The 18,732-nt window shown below is 36.3% G+C and carries 18 protein-coding genes; 17 read left to right on the top strand and 1 reads right to left on the bottom strand.

Annotated features, from left to right (window positions below):
- Positions 1-3: 3 nt before the first annotated feature.
- From KD050_RS02285 to recO, 9 genes are all read left to right on the top strand, one after another.
- Positions 4-246 carry a hypothetical protein gene (locus KD050_RS02285; protein ID WP_211894664.1) on the top strand — a complete coding sequence of 81 codons (243 nt, stop codon included), beginning with the start codon at positions 4-6 and terminating at the stop codon, positions 244-246.
- Positions 243-1,349, top strand: coding sequence for a sporulation protein YqfD (locus tag KD050_RS02280; RefSeq protein WP_211894663.1), 1,107 nt, complete (start codon positions 243-245; stop codon positions 1,347-1,349). Before KD050_RS02285 ends, KD050_RS02280 begins: the two co-directional genes overlap by 4 nt.
- Positions 1,346-2,299 (top strand): PhoH family protein, encoded by a 954-nt coding sequence (locus tag KD050_RS02275; RefSeq protein ID WP_211894662.1) that lies wholly within the window; start codon positions 1,346-1,348, stop codon positions 2,297-2,299. The genes KD050_RS02280 and KD050_RS02275 overlap by 4 nt, the downstream gene beginning before the upstream one ends.
- 133 nt (positions 2,300-2,432) lie before the next feature.
- Positions 2,433-4,538, top strand: a complete 2,106-nt coding sequence (locus KD050_RS02270; RefSeq protein WP_211894661.1) for an HD family phosphohydrolase — start codon at positions 2,433-2,435, stop codon at positions 4,536-4,538.
- 20 nt (positions 4,539-4,558) lie between these two features.
- Complete coding sequence (ybeY, locus tag KD050_RS02265) at positions 4,559-5,044, top strand: rRNA maturation RNase YbeY (RefSeq protein WP_211894660.1); 486 nt, start codon at positions 4,559-4,561, stop codon at positions 5,042-5,044.
- A complete protein-coding gene (locus KD050_RS02260) occupies positions 5,031-5,396 on the top strand; it encodes a diacylglycerol kinase (RefSeq protein ID WP_211894659.1) in 366 nt (121 codons plus the stop codon). The genes ybeY and KD050_RS02260 overlap by 14 nt, the downstream gene beginning before the upstream one ends.
- A 23-nt stretch (positions 5,397-5,419) precedes the next feature.
- The gene (locus KD050_RS02255; protein WP_370627216.1) at positions 5,420-5,818 is read left to right on the top strand and encodes a cytidine deaminase; all 399 of its coding nucleotides are present in this window, start codon (positions 5,420-5,422) and stop codon (positions 5,816-5,818) included.
- On the top strand, positions 5,802-6,722 hold the full coding sequence (gene era, locus KD050_RS02250; protein ID WP_211894657.1) for a GTPase Era: 921 nt from the start codon (positions 5,802-5,804) through the stop codon (positions 6,720-6,722). Before KD050_RS02255 ends, era begins: the two co-directional genes overlap by 17 nt.
- Positions 6,723-6,739: 17 nt before the next feature.
- Complete coding sequence (gene recO, locus KD050_RS02245; protein WP_211894656.1) at positions 6,740-7,528, top strand: DNA repair protein RecO; 789 nt, start codon at positions 6,740-6,742, stop codon at positions 7,526-7,528.
- Positions 7,529-8,414: 886 nt separating this feature from the next.
- On the opposite strand, the gene KD050_RS02240 is transcribed toward recO, so the two are convergent.
- Positions 8,415-9,797, bottom strand: a complete 1,383-nt coding sequence (locus KD050_RS02240) for a glycine--tRNA ligase (protein WP_211894655.1) — start codon at positions 9,795-9,797, stop codon at positions 8,415-8,417.
- A 323-nt stretch (positions 9,798-10,120) separates the two neighbouring features.
- On the opposite strand from KD050_RS02240, the gene KD050_RS02235 reads away from it, so the two are divergent.
- The 8 genes from KD050_RS02235 to KD050_RS02200 all read left to right on the top strand — a co-directional run bounded on the left by KD050_RS02235 (position 10,121) and on the right by KD050_RS02200 (position 18,731).
- Positions 10,121-10,759, top strand: a complete 639-nt coding sequence (locus KD050_RS02235) for a transcriptional regulator CcpN (RefSeq protein ID WP_211894654.1) — start codon at positions 10,121-10,123, stop codon at positions 10,757-10,759.
- Positions 10,760-10,770: 11 nt separating this feature from the next.
- On the top strand, positions 10,771-11,580 hold the full coding sequence (locus KD050_RS02230) for a pyruvate, water dikinase regulatory protein (protein WP_211894653.1): 810 nt from the start codon (positions 10,771-10,773) through the stop codon (positions 11,578-11,580).
- 216 nt (positions 11,581-11,796) lie between these two features.
- Positions 11,797-13,626, top strand: coding sequence for a DNA primase (gene dnaG / locus KD050_RS02225; protein ID WP_211894652.1), 1,830 nt, complete (start codon positions 11,797-11,799; stop codon positions 13,624-13,626).
- 28 nt (positions 13,627-13,654) lie between these two features.
- Entirely contained in the window at positions 13,655-14,779 is a 1,125-nt protein-coding gene (gene rpoD / locus KD050_RS02220; RefSeq protein ID WP_211894651.1) for an RNA polymerase sigma factor RpoD, read from the top strand.
- Between the two features lie 86 nt (positions 14,780-14,865).
- Positions 14,866-15,423: a hypothetical protein gene (locus KD050_RS02215; RefSeq protein WP_211894650.1), complete on the top strand. Its 558-nt coding sequence runs from the start codon at positions 14,866-14,868 to the stop codon at positions 15,421-15,423.
- Between the two features lie 877 nt (positions 15,424-16,300).
- Positions 16,301-17,440, top strand: a complete 1,140-nt coding sequence (locus KD050_RS02210) for an acyl-CoA dehydrogenase family protein (RefSeq protein ID WP_211894649.1) — start codon at positions 16,301-16,303, stop codon at positions 17,438-17,440.
- Positions 17,441-17,590: 150 nt separating this feature from the next.
- The gene (gene cccA / locus KD050_RS02205) at positions 17,591-17,953 is read left to right on the top strand and encodes a cytochrome c550 (protein WP_211894648.1); all 363 of its coding nucleotides are present in this window, start codon (positions 17,591-17,593) and stop codon (positions 17,951-17,953) included.
- Positions 17,954-18,041: 88 nt separating this feature from the next.
- Positions 18,042-18,731: a tRNA (adenine(22)-N(1))-methyltransferase gene (locus KD050_RS02200; protein WP_211894647.1), complete on the top strand. Its 690-nt coding sequence runs from the start codon at positions 18,042-18,044 to the stop codon at positions 18,729-18,731.
- Position 18,732 lies beyond the last annotated feature (1 nt).

Genomic DNA, 18,732 nt, shown 5'->3' with positions numbered 1-18,732 from the left:
TTTGTGAAGCAATTATTTCCACTCCATGCGAGTATTATGGTAGATAGCTTTGATGATATTATATTGGATTATGCATTTTCATTGGTTCGCTTAAAAGAAAATAGTATTGTCTGTACGTATGACCATTTTCTTTTAGAAATTCATGCCGAAAGCTTGCATATAAAATCAATGTCTAGTGATAGGCTACATCTTCATGTGCAAAATCTTCAGTTCTTTAATCTTACTAGGAAGGAAAAAACGGTATGAGGCGTCTTATTAAAATACAAGCACCAATTTCTACTGATCAACTTACTCTTTATAAAAGTTTAAAGGATCAAAATATCGAAGTGTATCAGCTTCATACAAATGAGAATCATATAAGTTTTTCGATTCAAGCAAAAGATTTGAAGGCTTTTCGGAAAGTAAGGAAAAAACTAAAACTGTCGATCAAATTAGAGGATGAACTAAAAGAGAGTACTATTTCTATTTACTCGGCATCTGTTATAGGGGTTATCTTTTTCTTAGTAATACCCGTAATATTTGCGCAATTCATCTGGACCATTCATATTGATTCGGATTCACCTGAAAGTAACATATTGCTAACTGAACAATTAAAAGAAATGGGTATTAAAGAGAGAATGATTGCATCTAAACTTCCAGCGGAGCAAGAGATACGTCAAAAAATATTATTAAAGCATAAAGAGTATTCTTGGGTACACTTTTCAAAATCAGGCGCCAACTTTACAGTGTCTCCAATGCTGGCACCTCCGCAAACAGAAAGAGTGCTTGAGGATGCACCTGCTGTAAATCTAGTTGCCAAGAGAAGCGGAGTCATAACAGACTTTTCTCTATTAAAAGGTGTGAGAGCAGTTGAAAAGAATATTGCTGTGAAAAAAGGAGATGTCCTAGTAAATGGGTTTGTAACCCAAGGAAACAAGAGGATTATTACGAGCGCAGAAGGAAAGGTTTATGCCAGTTATTGGATAGAGCTATCATTTGAGCTTCCAACACAAGTTGCTGTCATTAATCCGAATGCAAAAGAATTGATCATACAAAAAAAAGTGGATGACAAGCAGATCTTTTGGAAGGAAATACAGTTACCTGCTTTCATTCAAAAGTATGTTCAGGCTGGTTATGTACAAAAGAATCATCAAATAACCTATTCTCTGACAGAGGAATCTATTGAACATCTTATACGACCTCTGCTATTTCAAAAAATTATTAAAGAATTACCAACTGGAACACAATTATTAGAGGATAAAGTTTTACAGGTATCAATACAAGATGATAAAGTAAAAGGGAAGATACTTTTACTAATTAATGAAAATATTGCAATACCACATGTTATACCCCAAGGAGACGGAGCATGAGCGAACAAAAACAACTAGATATTAATTTGCAAGATCCTGCCGAGGCTGTAATGTTACTTGGCATTTCTGATAAAAATGTAAAGCTTATTGAAGCAGAGCTAAAAGTTCAACTCATTACTAGAGGTGAACAAATTCAGATTATTGGTGAAGAAAAAAATGTGGAAGACGCTAGACAGTTGATGATTCAACTATTGGCAGTAATTCGAAAAGGCATCAATATTAATTTGCGCGACGTATCATCTGCAATTGAGATGAGTTTGAATGGTACAATTGAATATTTTTCTAGTTTATACGATGAAGAAATTGCACGAAATACAAAAGGTAAAGCTATTCGAGCGAAAACAATTGGACAAAGAGAGTATATCCAGGGAATCAGACATACTGATCTTACTTTTGGTATTGGACCTGCGGGTACTGGAAAAACATATTTAGCTGTAGTAATGGCAACACAAGCACTTAAGAATGCGCATGTGAAAAAAATCATTTTAACACGTCCAGCAGTCGAGGCTGGTGAAAGTCTTGGTTTTCTACCTGGAGACTTAAAAGAAAAGGTAGACCCTTATTTAAGACCGTTATATGATGCATTGCATGATGTGTTGGGTACGGAACAGACAGATCGTCTGATGGAACGAGGGACAATTGAAATTGCGCCTCTAGCTTATATGAGAGGTCGTACATTAGATGATGCTTTTGTTATTTTAGATGAAGCTCAAAATACAACAAAAGCTCAAATGAAAATGTTTTTAACACGTCTTGGATTTGGTTCTAAAATGGTAATCACTGGTGACAAAACTCAAATTGATCTACCAAAAGGTGCCGAATCTGGTTTAATCGTTACGGAAAAAATATTGAAAAATGTTGCGGGAATTCATTTTCAATATTTAGAGCAAGGGGATGTAGTGCGTCACCCACTAGTTGCTAAAATTATACAAGCATATGAAGAACAATAATAATTTGAATAACTAAAAAAGAGGCAGCGGTCTAAGTTTAGACGGTTGCTTCTTTGTATTAGGGAAATATTAGTGAATTGTGAAAAGAATAAGGTATAATGGAATAACCAGTTGGTGGGGGGGATGAGAATAAATGAAAAAAATCCTGATAAAGTGGAGAGAATGGAGAAATCATAAGTATCTCCCTTTCATCGTCACTATTATTACAGCCATATGCTTGTTCTTTTTATTAATCGGAAATGTAAAGGAAAGTAAGTATGATTTTCAGTTGTTCCAGCTTTCACCTGATACAATAAGAGCAGTTAAAACAATGGAAGACACTGTGAAAACAGAAGAAGAACGTAAAAAAACGGAGCAGGAGGTTCCTGCTGTTTATCAATTTCAAGACGAAACCTCTGCTAATCAAGCGGCAATAACAGAGTCTATTTTTGATAGTGTCTTGCATGTAAAAGAAAATGCAAATCCAGAAGAGGATACAACAGCTACTTTAGTAGCCAAACTGAAAAAAGATATGGAAGAATTGGCAGAGAATGCGAGTTATGTACCTCTTAACGATGATATGTTAGCCATACTAATAAAACAGAATAATATCATTTTGGATGATTCAAAAAAGAAGTTATCTGAACTTGTGGAGACAATCTTAAGTGAACCAATTCGATTGGAAAATATATCTATTGCAAAAGAGAAAGTTGGTCAGCAAGTAAATAACACTTTTATTTATTCACAAGATTATAAAAATGTACTCGCAAGTATTGCAAAAACCTCAATTGTTGCAACAGAGGTAGTAAATGAGAATCTAACGGAGGAACGTATAGAACAGGCAAAAGCAAGCGTTGAGCCGACTCGTATACTTCAGGGGCAAATACTTGTTCAAAAGGGTGAAATTATTGATAGAGAGGTCTATCGACAGCTTGAGTTGCTTGGTATGCTTACAAATAAGTCGTCCTATAAGCCATATCTTGGGGTGGCTGTATTTGTAGGACTAACGATGTGGGTGTTATTCGGACAAACAATTATTAGAAAAGAAAAGACTATAAACAACTCAAAAAATTTAATCGTTGTTGCTTTTAGTGTCATTTTATCAGTACTAATGATGAAGGTGATTCAGTCTGTAGCATATAATTTTGATGTAATTATAGTGTTTTTATTTCCTACAGCGATGGTTGCGATGCTTGTTTATTTATTGGTAAATGAACGTGCAGCTTATATTTCTAATTTTGTGTCTGCCGCATATGCTGGTATTATCTTTCAAGAAGGTTATACAAACGTATTTCAAATGGAAGCTTCGTTATACATATTATTTGGAGGGGTTGCAGGTATTTTCGCGATGCAACGGATGCATACAAATTCCCAAATATTACGGTCTAGTCTCATCGTTTCTTCTATTAATATTGTGTTTATCATATTTTATTTACTAATGACGAAGGCATCCTATGAATTTACAGATATATTATTTTATATTGGAGCAGCTATGCTGTCTGGGGTACTATCTGGTGCTATGACTATTGGGATACTACCTTTCTTTGAATCTATCTTTGGCATACTATCTACTATGAGACTCATTGAATTATCCAATCCTAACCATCCTTTGTTGAAGAAAATATTAACCGAGACACCCGGCACATATCACCACAGTTTAATGGTGGCCAATTTAGCAGAAGCTGCTTGTGAAGTAGTTGGTGCTAATGGATTACTCGCACGAGTTGGTTGTTATTATCATGATATAGGTAAAACAAATCGACCAGGATTTTTCATCGAAAATCAAGTAAACGGTTATAATCCACATGATAATTTGTCACCAGAAGCAAGCAGAGATATTATTATTGCACATGCGGTGGATGGTGCGAAGATTTTGCGGAAACATAAATTACCGAAAGAAATCGTAGATGTAGCAGCGCAACATCATGGTACAAGTTTGTTGAAATTCTTTTATTTTAAAGAAAAAGAAACAAATAGTAATGTAAAAGAAGAGCAATACCGTTATCCAGGTCCAAAACCGCAAACAAAAGAAATCGCGATTATTTCTGTAGCTGATAGTGTAGAGGCGGCTGTTCGCTCGATGAAGGAACCAAATGCTGATAAAATTCAAAAAATGATACAGTCTATTATTAAAGATAAATTATTAGATGGGCAATTCGATGAATGTGATCTATCTTTGAAGGAAATAAAGAAAATGGAAGAAAGTTTTTGTACAACGATGAATGGAACATTCCACTCGCGGATTGAATATCCCAAATAATGAAGTGAGGAGCTAAAAATATGCTAGAACTAGATTTGATGGATGAGACAAACTCTGTACCCGAGGAGACCTTAGCTCTTGTAGGAAAAGTATTGCAGTCAGCTGGAGAACAGCTTTCGGTTAAAGAAGGCAGTGAGGTTAGTGTAACATTTGTGTCGAATGATGCTATCCAAGAGATTAATAAAACCTATCGCAATAAGGATGTTCCAACCGATGTTATCTCCTTTGCTATGGAGGAAATGGGTGAAGGAGAAATAGAAATTTTGGACGCTGATATTCCGACAATGTTAGGAGATATTATCATTTCTGTACAACGTGCAACTGAACAAGCTGAATCTTATGCGCATTCTTTTGAACGAGAGTTATGCTTTTTAGCGGTTCATGGATTTTTACATTTATTAGGGTATGATCATGGGACGGAAGAGCAAGAAAAAGAAATGTTTGGCTTACAAGAATCTATTCTACAGGCTTTTGGTTTGAAGCGTGAAGGCCATGAACTTACGTAAATTTTTTCGGTCGTTTATATATGCTGCAAATGGAATTTATAGTGTAGTAAAAAGTGAACAAAATTTTCGGTTTCATGTATTTGCTGCAATGGTTGTTGCGATAGCCGCATGGATGACAGGTTTATCGCGAATAGAATGGATAATCATTGTTATATCGATTTTTGGTATGTTCATGATAGAATTAATAAATGCGTCCATAGAACGTGTCGTTGATTTGGTAACACCGGAATTACACCCGTTAGCTAAACAAGCAAAAGATTTTGCTGCGGGAGCATGCTTGATATATGCTATTTGTACTGTAATTGTTGGTTTAATCATATTTATCCCGAAATGGTCGGGTATCATATTATAGAGGTGAATTAGTTGAATAAAGAAATGTTATTAGAAGCATCCAAAACAGCAAGAGAAAAAGCGTATGTTCCATATTCGAAATTTCCAGTAGGAGCAGCACTTTTAACAAAAGATGGAGAAGTAATTCATGGCTGCAATATTGAAAATGCATCGTTTGGGTTAACAAATTGTGCAGAGCGTACTGCAATCTTTAAAGCGGTATCTGAAGGGAAAAAAGAGTTCGCTGCTATTGCAATTTCAGGCGATACAGAAGGACCCATTTCTCCTTGTGGAGCATGTAGACAAGTTTTAGCTGAATTTTGTGATAAAGATATGCCTGTTTACTTAACAAATTTAAAGGGAAATGTATCGGAAACAACGGTTGCAGAATTATTACCTGGAGCCTTTACAACGGAGGATTTAGATTATGCTGCAAAACAATGAGAATTATAAATCAGGATTTATATCGATAATAGGTAGACCAAATGTAGGGAAGTCTACATTTTTAAATCGTGTAATTGGGCAAAAAATTGCTATTATGAGTGACAAGCCTCAAACAACTAGAAACAAAGTACAAGGTGTTCTAACTCTAGATAACAGTCAAATGATCTTCATCGATACACCGGGGATTCATATTCCAAAACATAAGCTTGGTGACTTTATGCTTAAGGTTGCTAAAAATACTCTTCGTGAAGTAGATGTAATTATGTTCATGGTAAACGCAGTAGAACCAAGAGGGAAAATCGACGAGTATATTATGGAGATGCTAGAAAAAAATGAAACACCAGTATTTCTTGTGATCAATAAAATTGACCAGGTTCATCCTGAAAAATTAGTTGATATTATTGAATCATATACAAAAAAATATGACTTCGCTGAAATTCTTCCAATTTCTGCTCTGCAAGGTAATAACGTAGATAAACTACTTGAAACAATTCAATCATATTTACCACAAGGACCACAATACTATCCAGCCGATCAAGTAACGGATCACCCAGAAAGATTTATCATTTCAGAGCTAATTCGTGAAAAAGTTTTACATTTAACGAGAGAAGAAATTCCGCATTCAATTGCTGTTGTAATTGATAAAATTAAAAAAGAAGAAGATACGGAAAAAGATATGATTCGTGTTTCTGCAACGATTGTAGTAGAAAGAGATTCCCAAAAAGGAATTGTCATCGGTAAAAAAGGTGCTTTACTTAAAGAAGTTGGGACAAGAGCACGTAAGGATATCGAAATGCTTTTAGGAACAAATGTGTACTTAGAGCTTTGGGTAAAGGTACAAAAAGATTGGCGAAATAAATCAGCCCATTTGAAAGATTATGGTTTTAGAGACGACGAGTACTAAGAAAGAAGGGAAGGCAATTGCTACAAAAAGTAGAGGGTATTGTCTTACGAGCTTCTTCTTATGGCGAATCCAACAAAATTGTTACCATTTTTTCACGTGAATTAGGGAAGCGAGCAGCTATGGCTCGAGGGGCAAAGAAACCAACGAGCCGTTTAGCTTCAATCTCTCAGCCTTTTACGTACGGCTATTTTTTGATTCAGCAGGGAAGAGGAATGGGTACTTTGCAGCAAGGTGAAATTATTGACTCCATGAGATCTATTCGAGAAGATATTTTTGCTACAGCATATGCAAGTTTTATAATGGAATTAGTAGATAAGTTAATCGATGATGAATCGCCGAAGCCGCAGTTATTCGAAATCTTGCAGCAGGCGTTACATGCAATTTCAGAGGAATATGATCCAGAGGCAATCAGTTTGTTTGTGGAATGGAAGCTTCTCCCTACAGCAGGTATTTATCCAACTCTTCACCAATGTACGAATTGCGGTGCAACAGATGGAGAATTTGCTTTTTCTTTTTCTCAAATAGGATTTCTTTGTCATCGATGTTTTTCAATTGACCCATATATCATAAGGCTTTCTCCATCTCAGGTGAAGCTTATCCGAACCTTTTATACAGTTCCTATTGATCAGGTAGGTAAGCTGACACTCAAAAAAGAAACAAAGGGCTTTATCAAAAAAATTGTCCGAACTATTTATAGTGAACAAGTAGGTATAAGATTAAAGTCACAAAATTTTTTAGATCAAATGGAGAAAACCCCAGAGTTTTTCACACCTAAAAAAGAAGATCCAAGTCCCGAAGAAGAATAATTCTTTGGGCTTGGATTTTTTGTTGTATGCACCGGAGATATAATCTTTTTGTGTAAATTAAATATAGGATTAATTAGGTATAGCTGTGATTTCCGTTTCACGCGGACGCTTTCCGCGGGCGTTGCCTCAGCCTCCTCGCTACGCTGCGGGGTCTTCACCTAACGCTGTTCCCGCTGGAGACGCCGCGTTACACTCCAATCAATAGGTGAGTGAATCTTAACTTTGTGATGTAGTAGAGTAAGTGTTATAGGAACGATGATCAAAGAAGGTAAGTCATAGTGAAGTGATAGTAAACCTATGATCTCCGTTTCACGCGGACGCTTTCCGCGGGCGAGGTCGAGCCTCCTCAGGCCAACAGGATGTTGGTCACGAAGGCGTTGCCACACGAGGTGGCGTTCTTAGCCTTCGTTCCTTTAAATTGCTCACTGCGGGGTTTCGACTTTCTCGCTGTTCCCGCTGGAGTCGCCGCGTTACACTCCAATCAATAAGTGAGTAGATTTTAATATTAAGATTAAGCAGAGTGAGTGTTATAGAAACGAAGATTGATAACATTTAATGTGAAACATCATTTTCAGAGCAATTACCTAGGAGTGCGCCTTCCAAGCCGGAGAAGCGCGAAGAATGAAACTTCAAAAAGGATGAAGGAGCGAGCCGCTTTTGCTGCGACGACCTTCGCGCAGGAGCAACAGCGACCATTCTTGAAGGCTCATGCGTAGCGTGCGGCAAGCGCACAACCGTATAGAACGCATTTCAATGGATTCATCTTTCTTATTTTACTGGTAAAGCAAAACGCAAGAATGTTGTTCAGATTGATGAACATACATTCTTGCGTTATTAGTCTGACATTTTTTCACTCAAAATTGAGTTAGTAGACAGTATATTTTTATTAAAACTGTAAGTGCTCTTCGATATAAGCTTTTACATCGGCAATTGGCATTCTTGTTTGTTCCATTGAATCACGGTGACGTACAGTGACCTGGCCATCTGTTTCTGAATCGAAGTCGTAAGTGATACAGAAAGGAGTTCCGATTTCATCTTGTCGACGGTAACGTTTACCGATAGACTGAGATTCATCATAATCCACCATGAAGTGCTTACTTAAATCTGAGAATAAAGCCGTTGCACCTTCAGACAATTTTTTGGAAAGTGGTAAAATTGCAGCTTTAACTGGTGCTAATGCAGGGTGGAAACGTAATACTGTACGAATATCTCCACCTTCTAATTCTTCCTCATCAAATGCTTCACAAAGGAATGCTAATGTAACACGGTCAGCTCCTAGAGATGGTTCGATACAGTATGGTACATATCGTTCATTAGTAACTGGGTCAATATAATTGAAATCTTCCCCAGAATGTTCCATATGCTGTTTTAAATCAAAATCCGTTCTATCTGCAATACCCCATAGCTCACCCCAACCGAACGGGAACTTATATTCAATATCTGTTGTTGCGTTTGAGTAATGAGAAAGCTCGTCTTCCGAATGGTCACGTAAACGAATAGTATCCTCAGACACACCTAGGTTTAAGAGCCATTCTTTACAATAATTACGCCAGAATTCAAACCACTCCATATCTTCGCCAGGCTTACAGAAGAATTCTAGTTCCATTTGTTCGAACTCTCTAGTACGGAATGTGAAGTTACCAGGTGTAATTTCATTACGGAAACTTTTACCTACTTGTGCAATTCCGAATGGCATTTTTTTGCGCATAGAGCGTTGAACGTTTTTATAATTCACAAAAATACCTTGTGCAGTTTCAGGGCGTAAGAAGATTTCATTTGTAGAAGCTTCTGTTACCCCTTGGAACGTTTTGAACATTAAGTTGAATTGACGGATTTCTGTGTAATCGAAAGCACCACATGATGGACAAACAACATTGTGCTCTTTCATGATTTCTTCCATTTTCTCAAATGAAAGGCCGTCAATTACCATTTCAATACCTTTTTTGTCTAGTGCATCTTCAATAATTTTATCTACGCGGTGACGTGATTTACATTTTTTACAGTCAATCATTGGATCATTAAAGTTACCAATATGACCGGATGCTACCCAAGTTTTTGGATTCATCAAAATAGCTGCATCTAAACCTACGTTATATGGTGATTCTTGAACAAATTTTTTCCACCAAGCTTTTTTGATGTTGTTTTTTAGTTCCACGCCAAGGGGACCGTAATCCCATGTATTAGCTAGACCACCATAAATTTCAGATCCAGGAAATACAAAACCTCTTTGTTTTGCTAAACTAACTACGTTTTCCATTGTAATTGTCATTTGAAAACCTCCATAAAATTTTGTGTTTTACCCGGAAAACAAAATAACTCGCCTCCGGGCAATTGTGCCCGGGGACGAGTTATTAACCCGCGGTTCCACCCCGATTGATTGTTAAAAAACAATCCTCTTTAAAAGCATAAGCTCTGAGCTGCCGTTTTCCTACAATGTGGGCTTTCACTGTCGCCACTCGCTTATGGTGTAGTACTTATAATGCTCTTCAACGCTTTATTATTTGTAGCTATTGTATCACGAGCTACTTTACTTCGCAATCACCTAGGAAATAGTATATAATAATTCAGTATGAAGTATAACACTTTGAGGCGGTGAGTCCAATCGAACTCAACAAACGGCAAAATGAAATTTTGGACATAGTAAAAGGAAACGGTCCTATCACTGGCGAACAAATTGCGGAGCGACTTAATTTAACTAGATCCACATTACGTCCAGATCTAGCTATATTAACGATGGCAGGCTTTCTAGATGCTCGTCCACGTGTGGGGTACTTTTATTCTGGCAAAAAAACAAGCCAAGCTATTTCAGATAATATAGCGCAAATGATGGTGAAGGATTTTCAATCTATACCAGTAGTTGTTGATGAAGGCATGACTGTGTATGATGCTATATGCCATATGTTCTTAGAGGATGTAGGATCATTATTTGTATTAGATAAAAATTCATTACTTTCAGGAGTTCTTTCTAGGAAAGATTTCTTACGTACAAGTATTGGTAACCAAGATTTGAACAAAATTCCAGTACATATGATTATGACAAGAATGCCTAATATCACATATTGTTTGAAAGAGGATACACTTTTTGAAGTGGCCAAAAAATTAATGAATCGACAAATCGATTCATTACCAGTTGTAAAAGAAGGTAAAGAAGGGTTAGAAGTTATTGGTAGAATTACAAAAACTAATATTACCCGGGCCTTTTTATCTTTAGCCGATGACCACGATCTATAAGGAGTGAAACGATGAAAATGCTAAACCTGTTTATAGTCTCGGATTCCATTGGAGAAACGGGCGAACTAGTAGCAAAAGCGGCAATAAGTCAGTTTAGACCTGGTCTACAGCATACTAAATTCAAGAGATTTACTCATATTGATTCTTTAGACCATATTAAAGAAATTACAGAACTTGCTAAAGAGCAAGGAGCTATAATCTTGTATACACTTGTGCAAACTCAAATGCGTCAAGCATTAATAGAGTATTGTAAGTTATACAATTTAGAGTCTGTCGATTTAATAGGGCCGGTTATTAATCTATTTGAAAAAGAATTAGATGAAAAACCTTTTGAAGAACCTGGTTTGGTAAGGAAGTTAGATGAAGACTACTTTAAAAAAATTGAAGCAATCGAATTTGCAGTAAAATATGACGATGGAAGAGATCCTAGAGGTTTACTCCAAGCCGATATAGTTCTTATAGGGGTATCACGAACTTCTAAAACGCCATTGTCACAGTATTTGGCGAACAAAAGATTTAAAGTAGCAAACGTTCCACTTGTACCAGAAGTTGAACCACCAGAGCAACTTTTCCAAGTAGACCCAGCTAAATGTGTTGGATTAGTCATTACTCCAGAAAAACTTAATTTTATTAGAAAAGAAAGATTAAAAGCAATTGGTTTAAATGATGATGCAAGTTATGCTAAAATAGAAAGAATCAATGAGGAAATTATCCACTTCGAGAAAATCGCTAAAAAAATTGGTTGTATAGTAATTGATGTGACGAACAGAGCGGTGGAAGAAACTGCTAATGTAGTAATCAATCATATTCAACAAAAATAATTTGGAAGATTTTTAAACCGATTCACACTTGTGAAAAGGTTTTTTCTATTGTATATCGAATATATAAAGATAGATTAATAGTTTAAAATGTTTTATAATAGTTATTTGTGGAAAATAACTATTATGAAATTATTTCTATGATTTTTTTGTCGATTCTTGCAGGATTTTTCTTTCCTTTCACGAATTATTAAAGTAGCAAGCAAAGATGGTGAAAAAGTGTCGGGTCGTATAGAAGAAGAGGTAATCGAACAAGTTAGAAATAACAATGATATTGTCGACGTCATAAGCGAATATGTTCAACTCACCAAAAGAGGTCGAAACTATTTTGGTCTATGTCCTTTTCATGGTGAACAGACACCATCTTTTTCAGTAACACATGAAAAGCAAATTTTTCATTGCTTTGGTTGTGGAGCTGGTGGGAATGTAATTACATTTTTAATGGATATTGAAAATCTCTCTTTTCAAGATGCTGTTAGTAAACTTGGTAGTCGAATTGGTTTGACTATTGAAGAAAGTTCTTCTGGCGATACAGAGTCAAAAGCACCTGTGTCAAAAGAGATTTCCTTAATGAAAAAAGCGCATGAGTTTGCAAGTGACTATTTTCATCATTTACTGCTTCATACAGAGGAAGGAGAAAATGCATTACATTATCTCGAAGAAAGAGGGTTTTCTAAAGAGATTATCGAAAAGTATAAAATAGGGTGGTCTCTGCCAAAATGGGATGCATTAACTACGTTACTTGAACGTAAAGGTATGGATTTACAAGAAATTGAGAAAACTGGTCTCATTATCCGAAAAGAAAATGAATTAAAGTATTTCGATCGGTTTCGTGGGAGAATTATGTTCCCAGTTTTTGATGAAACTGGGTATGTTATTGCCTTTTCCGGTAGAATACTTGAAAAGAATGAAAATGAAGCTAAGTATCTAAATAGTCCAGAATCTCCAATATTCCAAAAAAGCCAGGTGCTTTATAATTTAGATAAAGCAAGATTAGACATTCGAAAACAACGTAATGTGATCGTATTTGAAGGTTTTCTAGATGTTATTGCTGCATCTAAGGCAGGTATCGAGAATGGAATTGCAACTATGGGTACCGCATTGACGTCTTCTCATATAACCAAACTAAATAGACTTACTTCTCATGTCACGCTTTGTTTTGATGGCGATCGTGCCGGTATGGAGGCAGCTAAAAAAGCTTCTACAGCATTGCAAGCCCATCAAATACAAACGGAAATTGCAATTATTCCAGATGCAATGGATCCGGATGACTATATTAAAAATTATGGGGAAGAAGCATTTCGAACAAAGATTATTGAAAAGCCGCATTCCTATTTGTCATTTATGATGATTGTTTCAAAAAGAGACAAAAATTTTAATAATGAAAATGATACTTTACAGTATATCCAAGAGATATTGGAAATACTGAGTGATAGAAGTTCTTCAGTTGAACGTGATTTGTATATTCGTCAACTTTCACAAGAAACTAATGTATCAGAAGAAGCTATTTACCAGCATTTACGTAAAATTCAAGGGAAAATAGCAAAACAATCTAAGCATGAGTCTTCTACTCCTTTAACAATTAAACCTGAGATGCCGAAGATCAAGAAATCGATATCCGCAGACGAAAGAGCAGAGCGAATATTACTTTCCCATATGCTTCATAATCCTAGCGTAATTGATATTGCAAGAAGGAATTTAGAAGATCAATGTTTTATCAGAGATGCTTATGAAGTTGTATTTGTTCGATTAACTGGATTTTATGAAGAGTATCCAGATGGTGACTATCAACGTTTTTTAGAAGTATTAAATGATGCGGAATTAAGAAAAATAGTAATGGAAGCAGCGCTCTCAGAACGTGATCCAGAGCATGAAACAGAGGAAGTCATGGACTGTTTGCGCCATATACGAAAATACCGGATTGAACTACGTATTTCACGTAAGTTACATGAAGCAAAAGAAGCAGAAAAAATGAGTGATATTTCCAAAGCGTTGGAACTGGCTCAAGAAGCGATACAGTTGAGAAAGTCTTTGGGAACTTTAGAGTAACTATCCGGTAGTAAAAGGAGGAATTCTTATGGCGGACAAGTCCGAACGTACAAAAGAATCAGAAATTGAATTATCATTAGACGAGGCAAAAAAACAATTAATCGAATTAGGTAAAAAAAATGGTGAGCTGACGTATCATGATATTGCGGAAAAATTAGCCCATTTCGAACTTGAATCTGATCAAATCGAAGAGTTCATTGACAATCTTGAAGGTAGAAATATTGAACTTAGCCGTAAAGATGGTGATGAGGAAGATTTAGATCGTTTAATGAAAGGGAAAGAAGAGACCTTTGATTTAAATGATCTAAGTGTCCCACCCGGCGTTAAGATCAATGACCCCGTTCGTATGTACTTGAAGGAAATAGGGCGAGTAGACCTATTAAAAGCTTCTGAAGAGGTTGCTCTTGCTGAGCGTATTGAACAAGGGGATGAAGAAGCTAGAAAACGTCTAGCGGAAGCAAACCTTCGATTAGTTGTAAGTATTGCAAAACGTTATGTAGGGCGCGGAATGCTATTTTTAGACCTTATCCAAGAAGGTAACATGGGGCTCATCAAAGCTGTAGAGAAATTTGATCATCGTAAAGGATTCAAATTCAGTACTTATGCAACATGGTGGATTCGTCAAGCAATCACACGTGCAATTGCAGACCAAGCTAGAACAATCCGTATTCCTGTGCATATGGTAGAAACAATAAATAAATTAATTCGAGTTCAACGCCAATTATTACAAGATTTAGGTCGTGAACCTTCTCCGGAAGAAATTGGGGAAGAAATGGACTTGCCAGCAGAAAAAGTTCGTGAAATATTAAAAATTGCTCAAGAACCTGTTTCTTTAGAAACTCCTATTGGAGAAGAGGATGATTCTCATTTAGGTGATTTTATAGAAGATGCAGATGCACAGTCTCCTTCTGATCACGCTGCCTACGAGCTTCTCAAAGAGCAATTGGAAGATGTTTTAGATACACTAACAGACAGAGAAGAAAACGTGTTGCGCTTGCGTTTCGGTCTGGATGATGGTCGTACGAGAACCCTTGAAGAGGTTGGAAAAGTATTTGGAGTTACGCGTGAGCGTATTCGTCAAATCGAGGCAAAAGCACTACGAAAACTGCGTCACCCTTCTAGAAGTAAACGTCTGAAAGACTTTTTAGAATAGAATGGAAGGCATCCACTGCGGATGTCTTTTTCTATATTCTATAAATCCTATAATACTGGTTTTACCAGATGAAAAGAGGACTAGATATGTCGCTGCAGCGTAAGCAAATTATAATGAATGAAATTGCTTTTTGGAAAAAAAACAGGCTTCTACCCGAACATTATTGTGATTTTCTTTTGGCGTTATACGCCCAAGGAGAGAATCAGGAAGACGAACAAGTGGAGAATGCCTCTAAGGCAGTATTAGCAAAAAAACAAAAGTATAAAGTAATACTATATTCAGTAATTGGTATATTAACCGCATTATTATTAGCATCCATGTTTGTCGTTACAACAGCAATTTTTATACCTATTATTCTTGTCGCAATTGCTATTCTATCCTTTTTATACATAGCTATTAAACTAGTAAAAAATAAATCTATAATGGCGCCACTACTATTTGTATTTTCGGCTCTATTGTTATTAGCATTATCCTTTAAAGTATGGGATATATACTTCGGAGATGATCCATTAGTATTGATCGGGTTAATCTTTGGAAATTGTCTATTATGGCTATTTTCTGGATTACTTCTGAAGCTAGTGTATTTTAGTATTTCCGGGATATTAGGACTGCTATTAATCATTGGTTATTTTATTTTCATTTAATCACATTACATAAAACAACAATATCTATAATATGCCAACAATTATTCACATATGTGACTGATTGTTGGTATTTTTTATAGGATTAAAAAGTATAAATTTTTGGCGTCTGAACTCAATGATCTACGTATACACATATCTTTAATGATTAAATCTATCTAATAATACTTCTGATTCCCGTTTCAGGCGGACGTTTTCCGCTCAGAACGGCTTCAATCTATTCGGGCCAAAAGGATGTTGATCACGAAGGGGCGTTTTGAGTATTTGTTCCATAAAAAGTTTCTGCGGGGCTTTCAGTTCGTACTTTTCCTGCTGGAGTCGGTGCTATACACTTCAGTCAATAAATGGTGTAGTAATCAACAATAAGATTTAGCATTGCATTTTCCAGGATAATAGTAGAAATTATGTAGTCATCCAAATAGCATTCATGGATTTTAATAACCTACCAATGTGATTAAGAAAGTAGTTTTGCTTTAAGAATAGTGGACATATAGAGAAATAGTAAGTATTTATTCAATAGATAGGGGGTGCATGAAATTGTATCTTCAAGCGCTTCTTCTGTGTGAAGGAAAGAGTTTCTTTCCTTCTTCCTAAAAATATTTCGATCCTGTTTCTAAAGACTGTAGGAGGGCGGCGGACAGAAAGGTATAAGATTACCGAGAAAAGAGAGGTTGTCGTGACGTGAGCCATGACCAGCCTCTCTATAAAATCAAACGGTAATAAAATTGAAACCAATCTGTCCAAAGCCCACTGAAAACGATAGAAACAAGTTTTGGTCTTAGAGGATGCTTTCGCTTTTCTTATAATAAATCTTTGAATTTCTTATATTTTTAGTATAATAGAAATGTAAGCGTTTTTATTTACAAAGGGGATGGAAGAAATGAATTTTGATTTGACACAGGAACATAAAATGATCCGTAAAACAATTCGTGAGTTTTCGGATGAGGTTGTAGCGCCAGGAGCAATTGAGCGCGATAAAACGAAAGCATTTCCAAAAGAAATCTTTAAACAGTTGGCCGACATGGGGATGATGGGCTTACCGTTTTCAGAAGAGTATGGCGGAGCAGGTGCAGATACAGTTAGTTTTGCAATCGTTACGGAAGAGCTGAGCAGAGCATGTGCTTCTACAGGTATTACCTATTCTGCGCATATATCGCTAGGTGGTGCTCCACTTAATCTATTTGGTACAGAAGAGCAAAAACAAAAATACTTGGTTCCAGTTTGTACAGGAGAATCATTTGGTGCTTTTGGGTTAACAGAGCCTAACGCAGGTTCAGATGCAGGTGGTACACAGACAACTGCAAAAGAAGATGGCGATGATTTTGTTATTAATGGAAACAAAGCGTTTATAACGAATGCTAGCTATGCAAAACACTTAGCATTAACAGCTATTACTGATGTCAAAGATGGGAAAAAAGAAATTTCTGCTATTATTGTGCCAACGGATTCAGAAGGATTCACTGTTATAGATAACTATGAGAAAATGGGGCTGAATGCTTCTAACACAACTGAGCTAGTATTAGAAAATGTACGAGTGCCCAAGGAAAACTTGTTAGGTGAGAAAGGGAATGGATTCAAACAATTCTTAGTAACACTTGACGGTGGTCGGATTGGCATAGGTGCAATGGCAGTAGGAATTGCACAAGCCGCTTTCGACAGAGCACTCCGATATTCTAAAGAGCGCAAGCAATTTGGAAAGACGCTTTCTGAATTCCAGGTAACTCAATTTAAATTGGCAGATATGGCTATGAAAATTGAGCTTGCACGTACAATGGTACACAAAGCGGCATGGTTAAAAGATCAAGGACGTGCATTTGGTAAGGAAGCATCTATGTGTAAACTATATGCATCCGAAATTGCAATGGAAGTAGCAGATCAAGCTATTCAAATACATGGTGGATATGGCTATATGAAAGAGTATGAGGTAGAACGATATATGCGAGATGCTAAATTACTTGAAATTGGTGAAGGGACTTCTGAAGTACAGAGGATGGTAATAGCTCGACATATTGGTTGTTAGATGTAGAAAAAACGCGAAAAATTATGTCCAAATTGTCACAATGTAAGAAAACTTCTCCCCTAGGACTTTTAGTTTTCCCTAGAATGCAGTACAATATTAATGTTGACTAATTCTATATTAGAAAAGATTGTATTAAAGGGAGGGTTAACTATGCAAAGAAATCCAATAATTCCATTTATCTTAATTATGGCTTTTGGTATTGGTTTAATTTTCTTCTTGTCTATGGACGGTGTAGGTAACAAAGAAGAAATGGCTGCAACTGAAGAGCATGCAGAAGGTGGAGAAGATGCATCTGCTGGTGAATTTGATCCGGAAGCTCTAGCTCAAGGAAAATGTATCGGTTGTCATGGTAATAGTTATGAAGGTGGGATGGGCCCATCATTAGTTGGAACTTCATTGTCTGAAGACGAAGTCAAAGACGTTTTAGCAAACGGTAAAGGTTCTATGCCACCTGGTTTAGTACCTGCTGAAAACATTGACGCTATGGCAGCATGGGTTAAATCTTTAGAATAGTATTTGACTAAAAGACCTTCGATTCTGTAAAAGAATCGAGGTCTTTTTTCTTTTTTGCTATAATAGATAATGAAGAGGTGTTGTAATAATGAATGCAAAAAAATTATCGGAAAGACTGAGAACGGTCGCTTCCTTTGTGAGAGAAAATACTATTTTAGCGGATATTGGTAGTGACCATGCTTATTTGCCTTGTTATTTAGTACATGAAGGCATTATTTCAAAAGCTATTGCAGGGGAAGTAGTAAAAGGTCCATTCGAATCTGCCCAAAAACAAGTGATAAGTGAGGGGCTACAAGAAAATATTGAAGTACGTTTCGGTAACGGATTAGAGGTAATCTCAGAAGGGGACAATGTTCAAACAGTTACTATAGCTGGAATGGGTGGTCCGCTTATAGCATCTATTCTAGAATCTGGAAAAGAGAAACTTTTCAAAGTAGATACACTAATTTTACAACCTAATATACATGCCAAAGCTATACGAGAATGGGCTATTCAAGAACAATGGAAGATAGAACAGGAAGTAATTCTGGAAGAACATGATAAAATTTATGAGATTCTTGTATTAAAAAAAGGCAGCATGAAGTTATCAGAAAAGGAGTTATTAGTTGGTCCTATTTTAAGTAAAGAAAAGTCTCCTGTCTATCAAAAGAAATGGAGCAATGAATTAAATGAGTGGCAAAGAATTGTAAATGAGCTAAGTAAAATACCAGGAACTGAGGTACAACAAAAGAAACAAGAAATTGAATCTAAAATTGCCTTAGTGAAGGAGACTTTATAAA

The sequence above is a fragment of the Psychrobacillus sp. INOP01 genome, from assembly GCF_018140925.1.
Taxonomy (GTDB): domain Bacteria; phylum Bacillota; class Bacilli; order Bacillales_A; family Planococcaceae; genus Psychrobacillus.
This window is presented reverse-complemented; position numbering and strand designations above follow the sequence as displayed.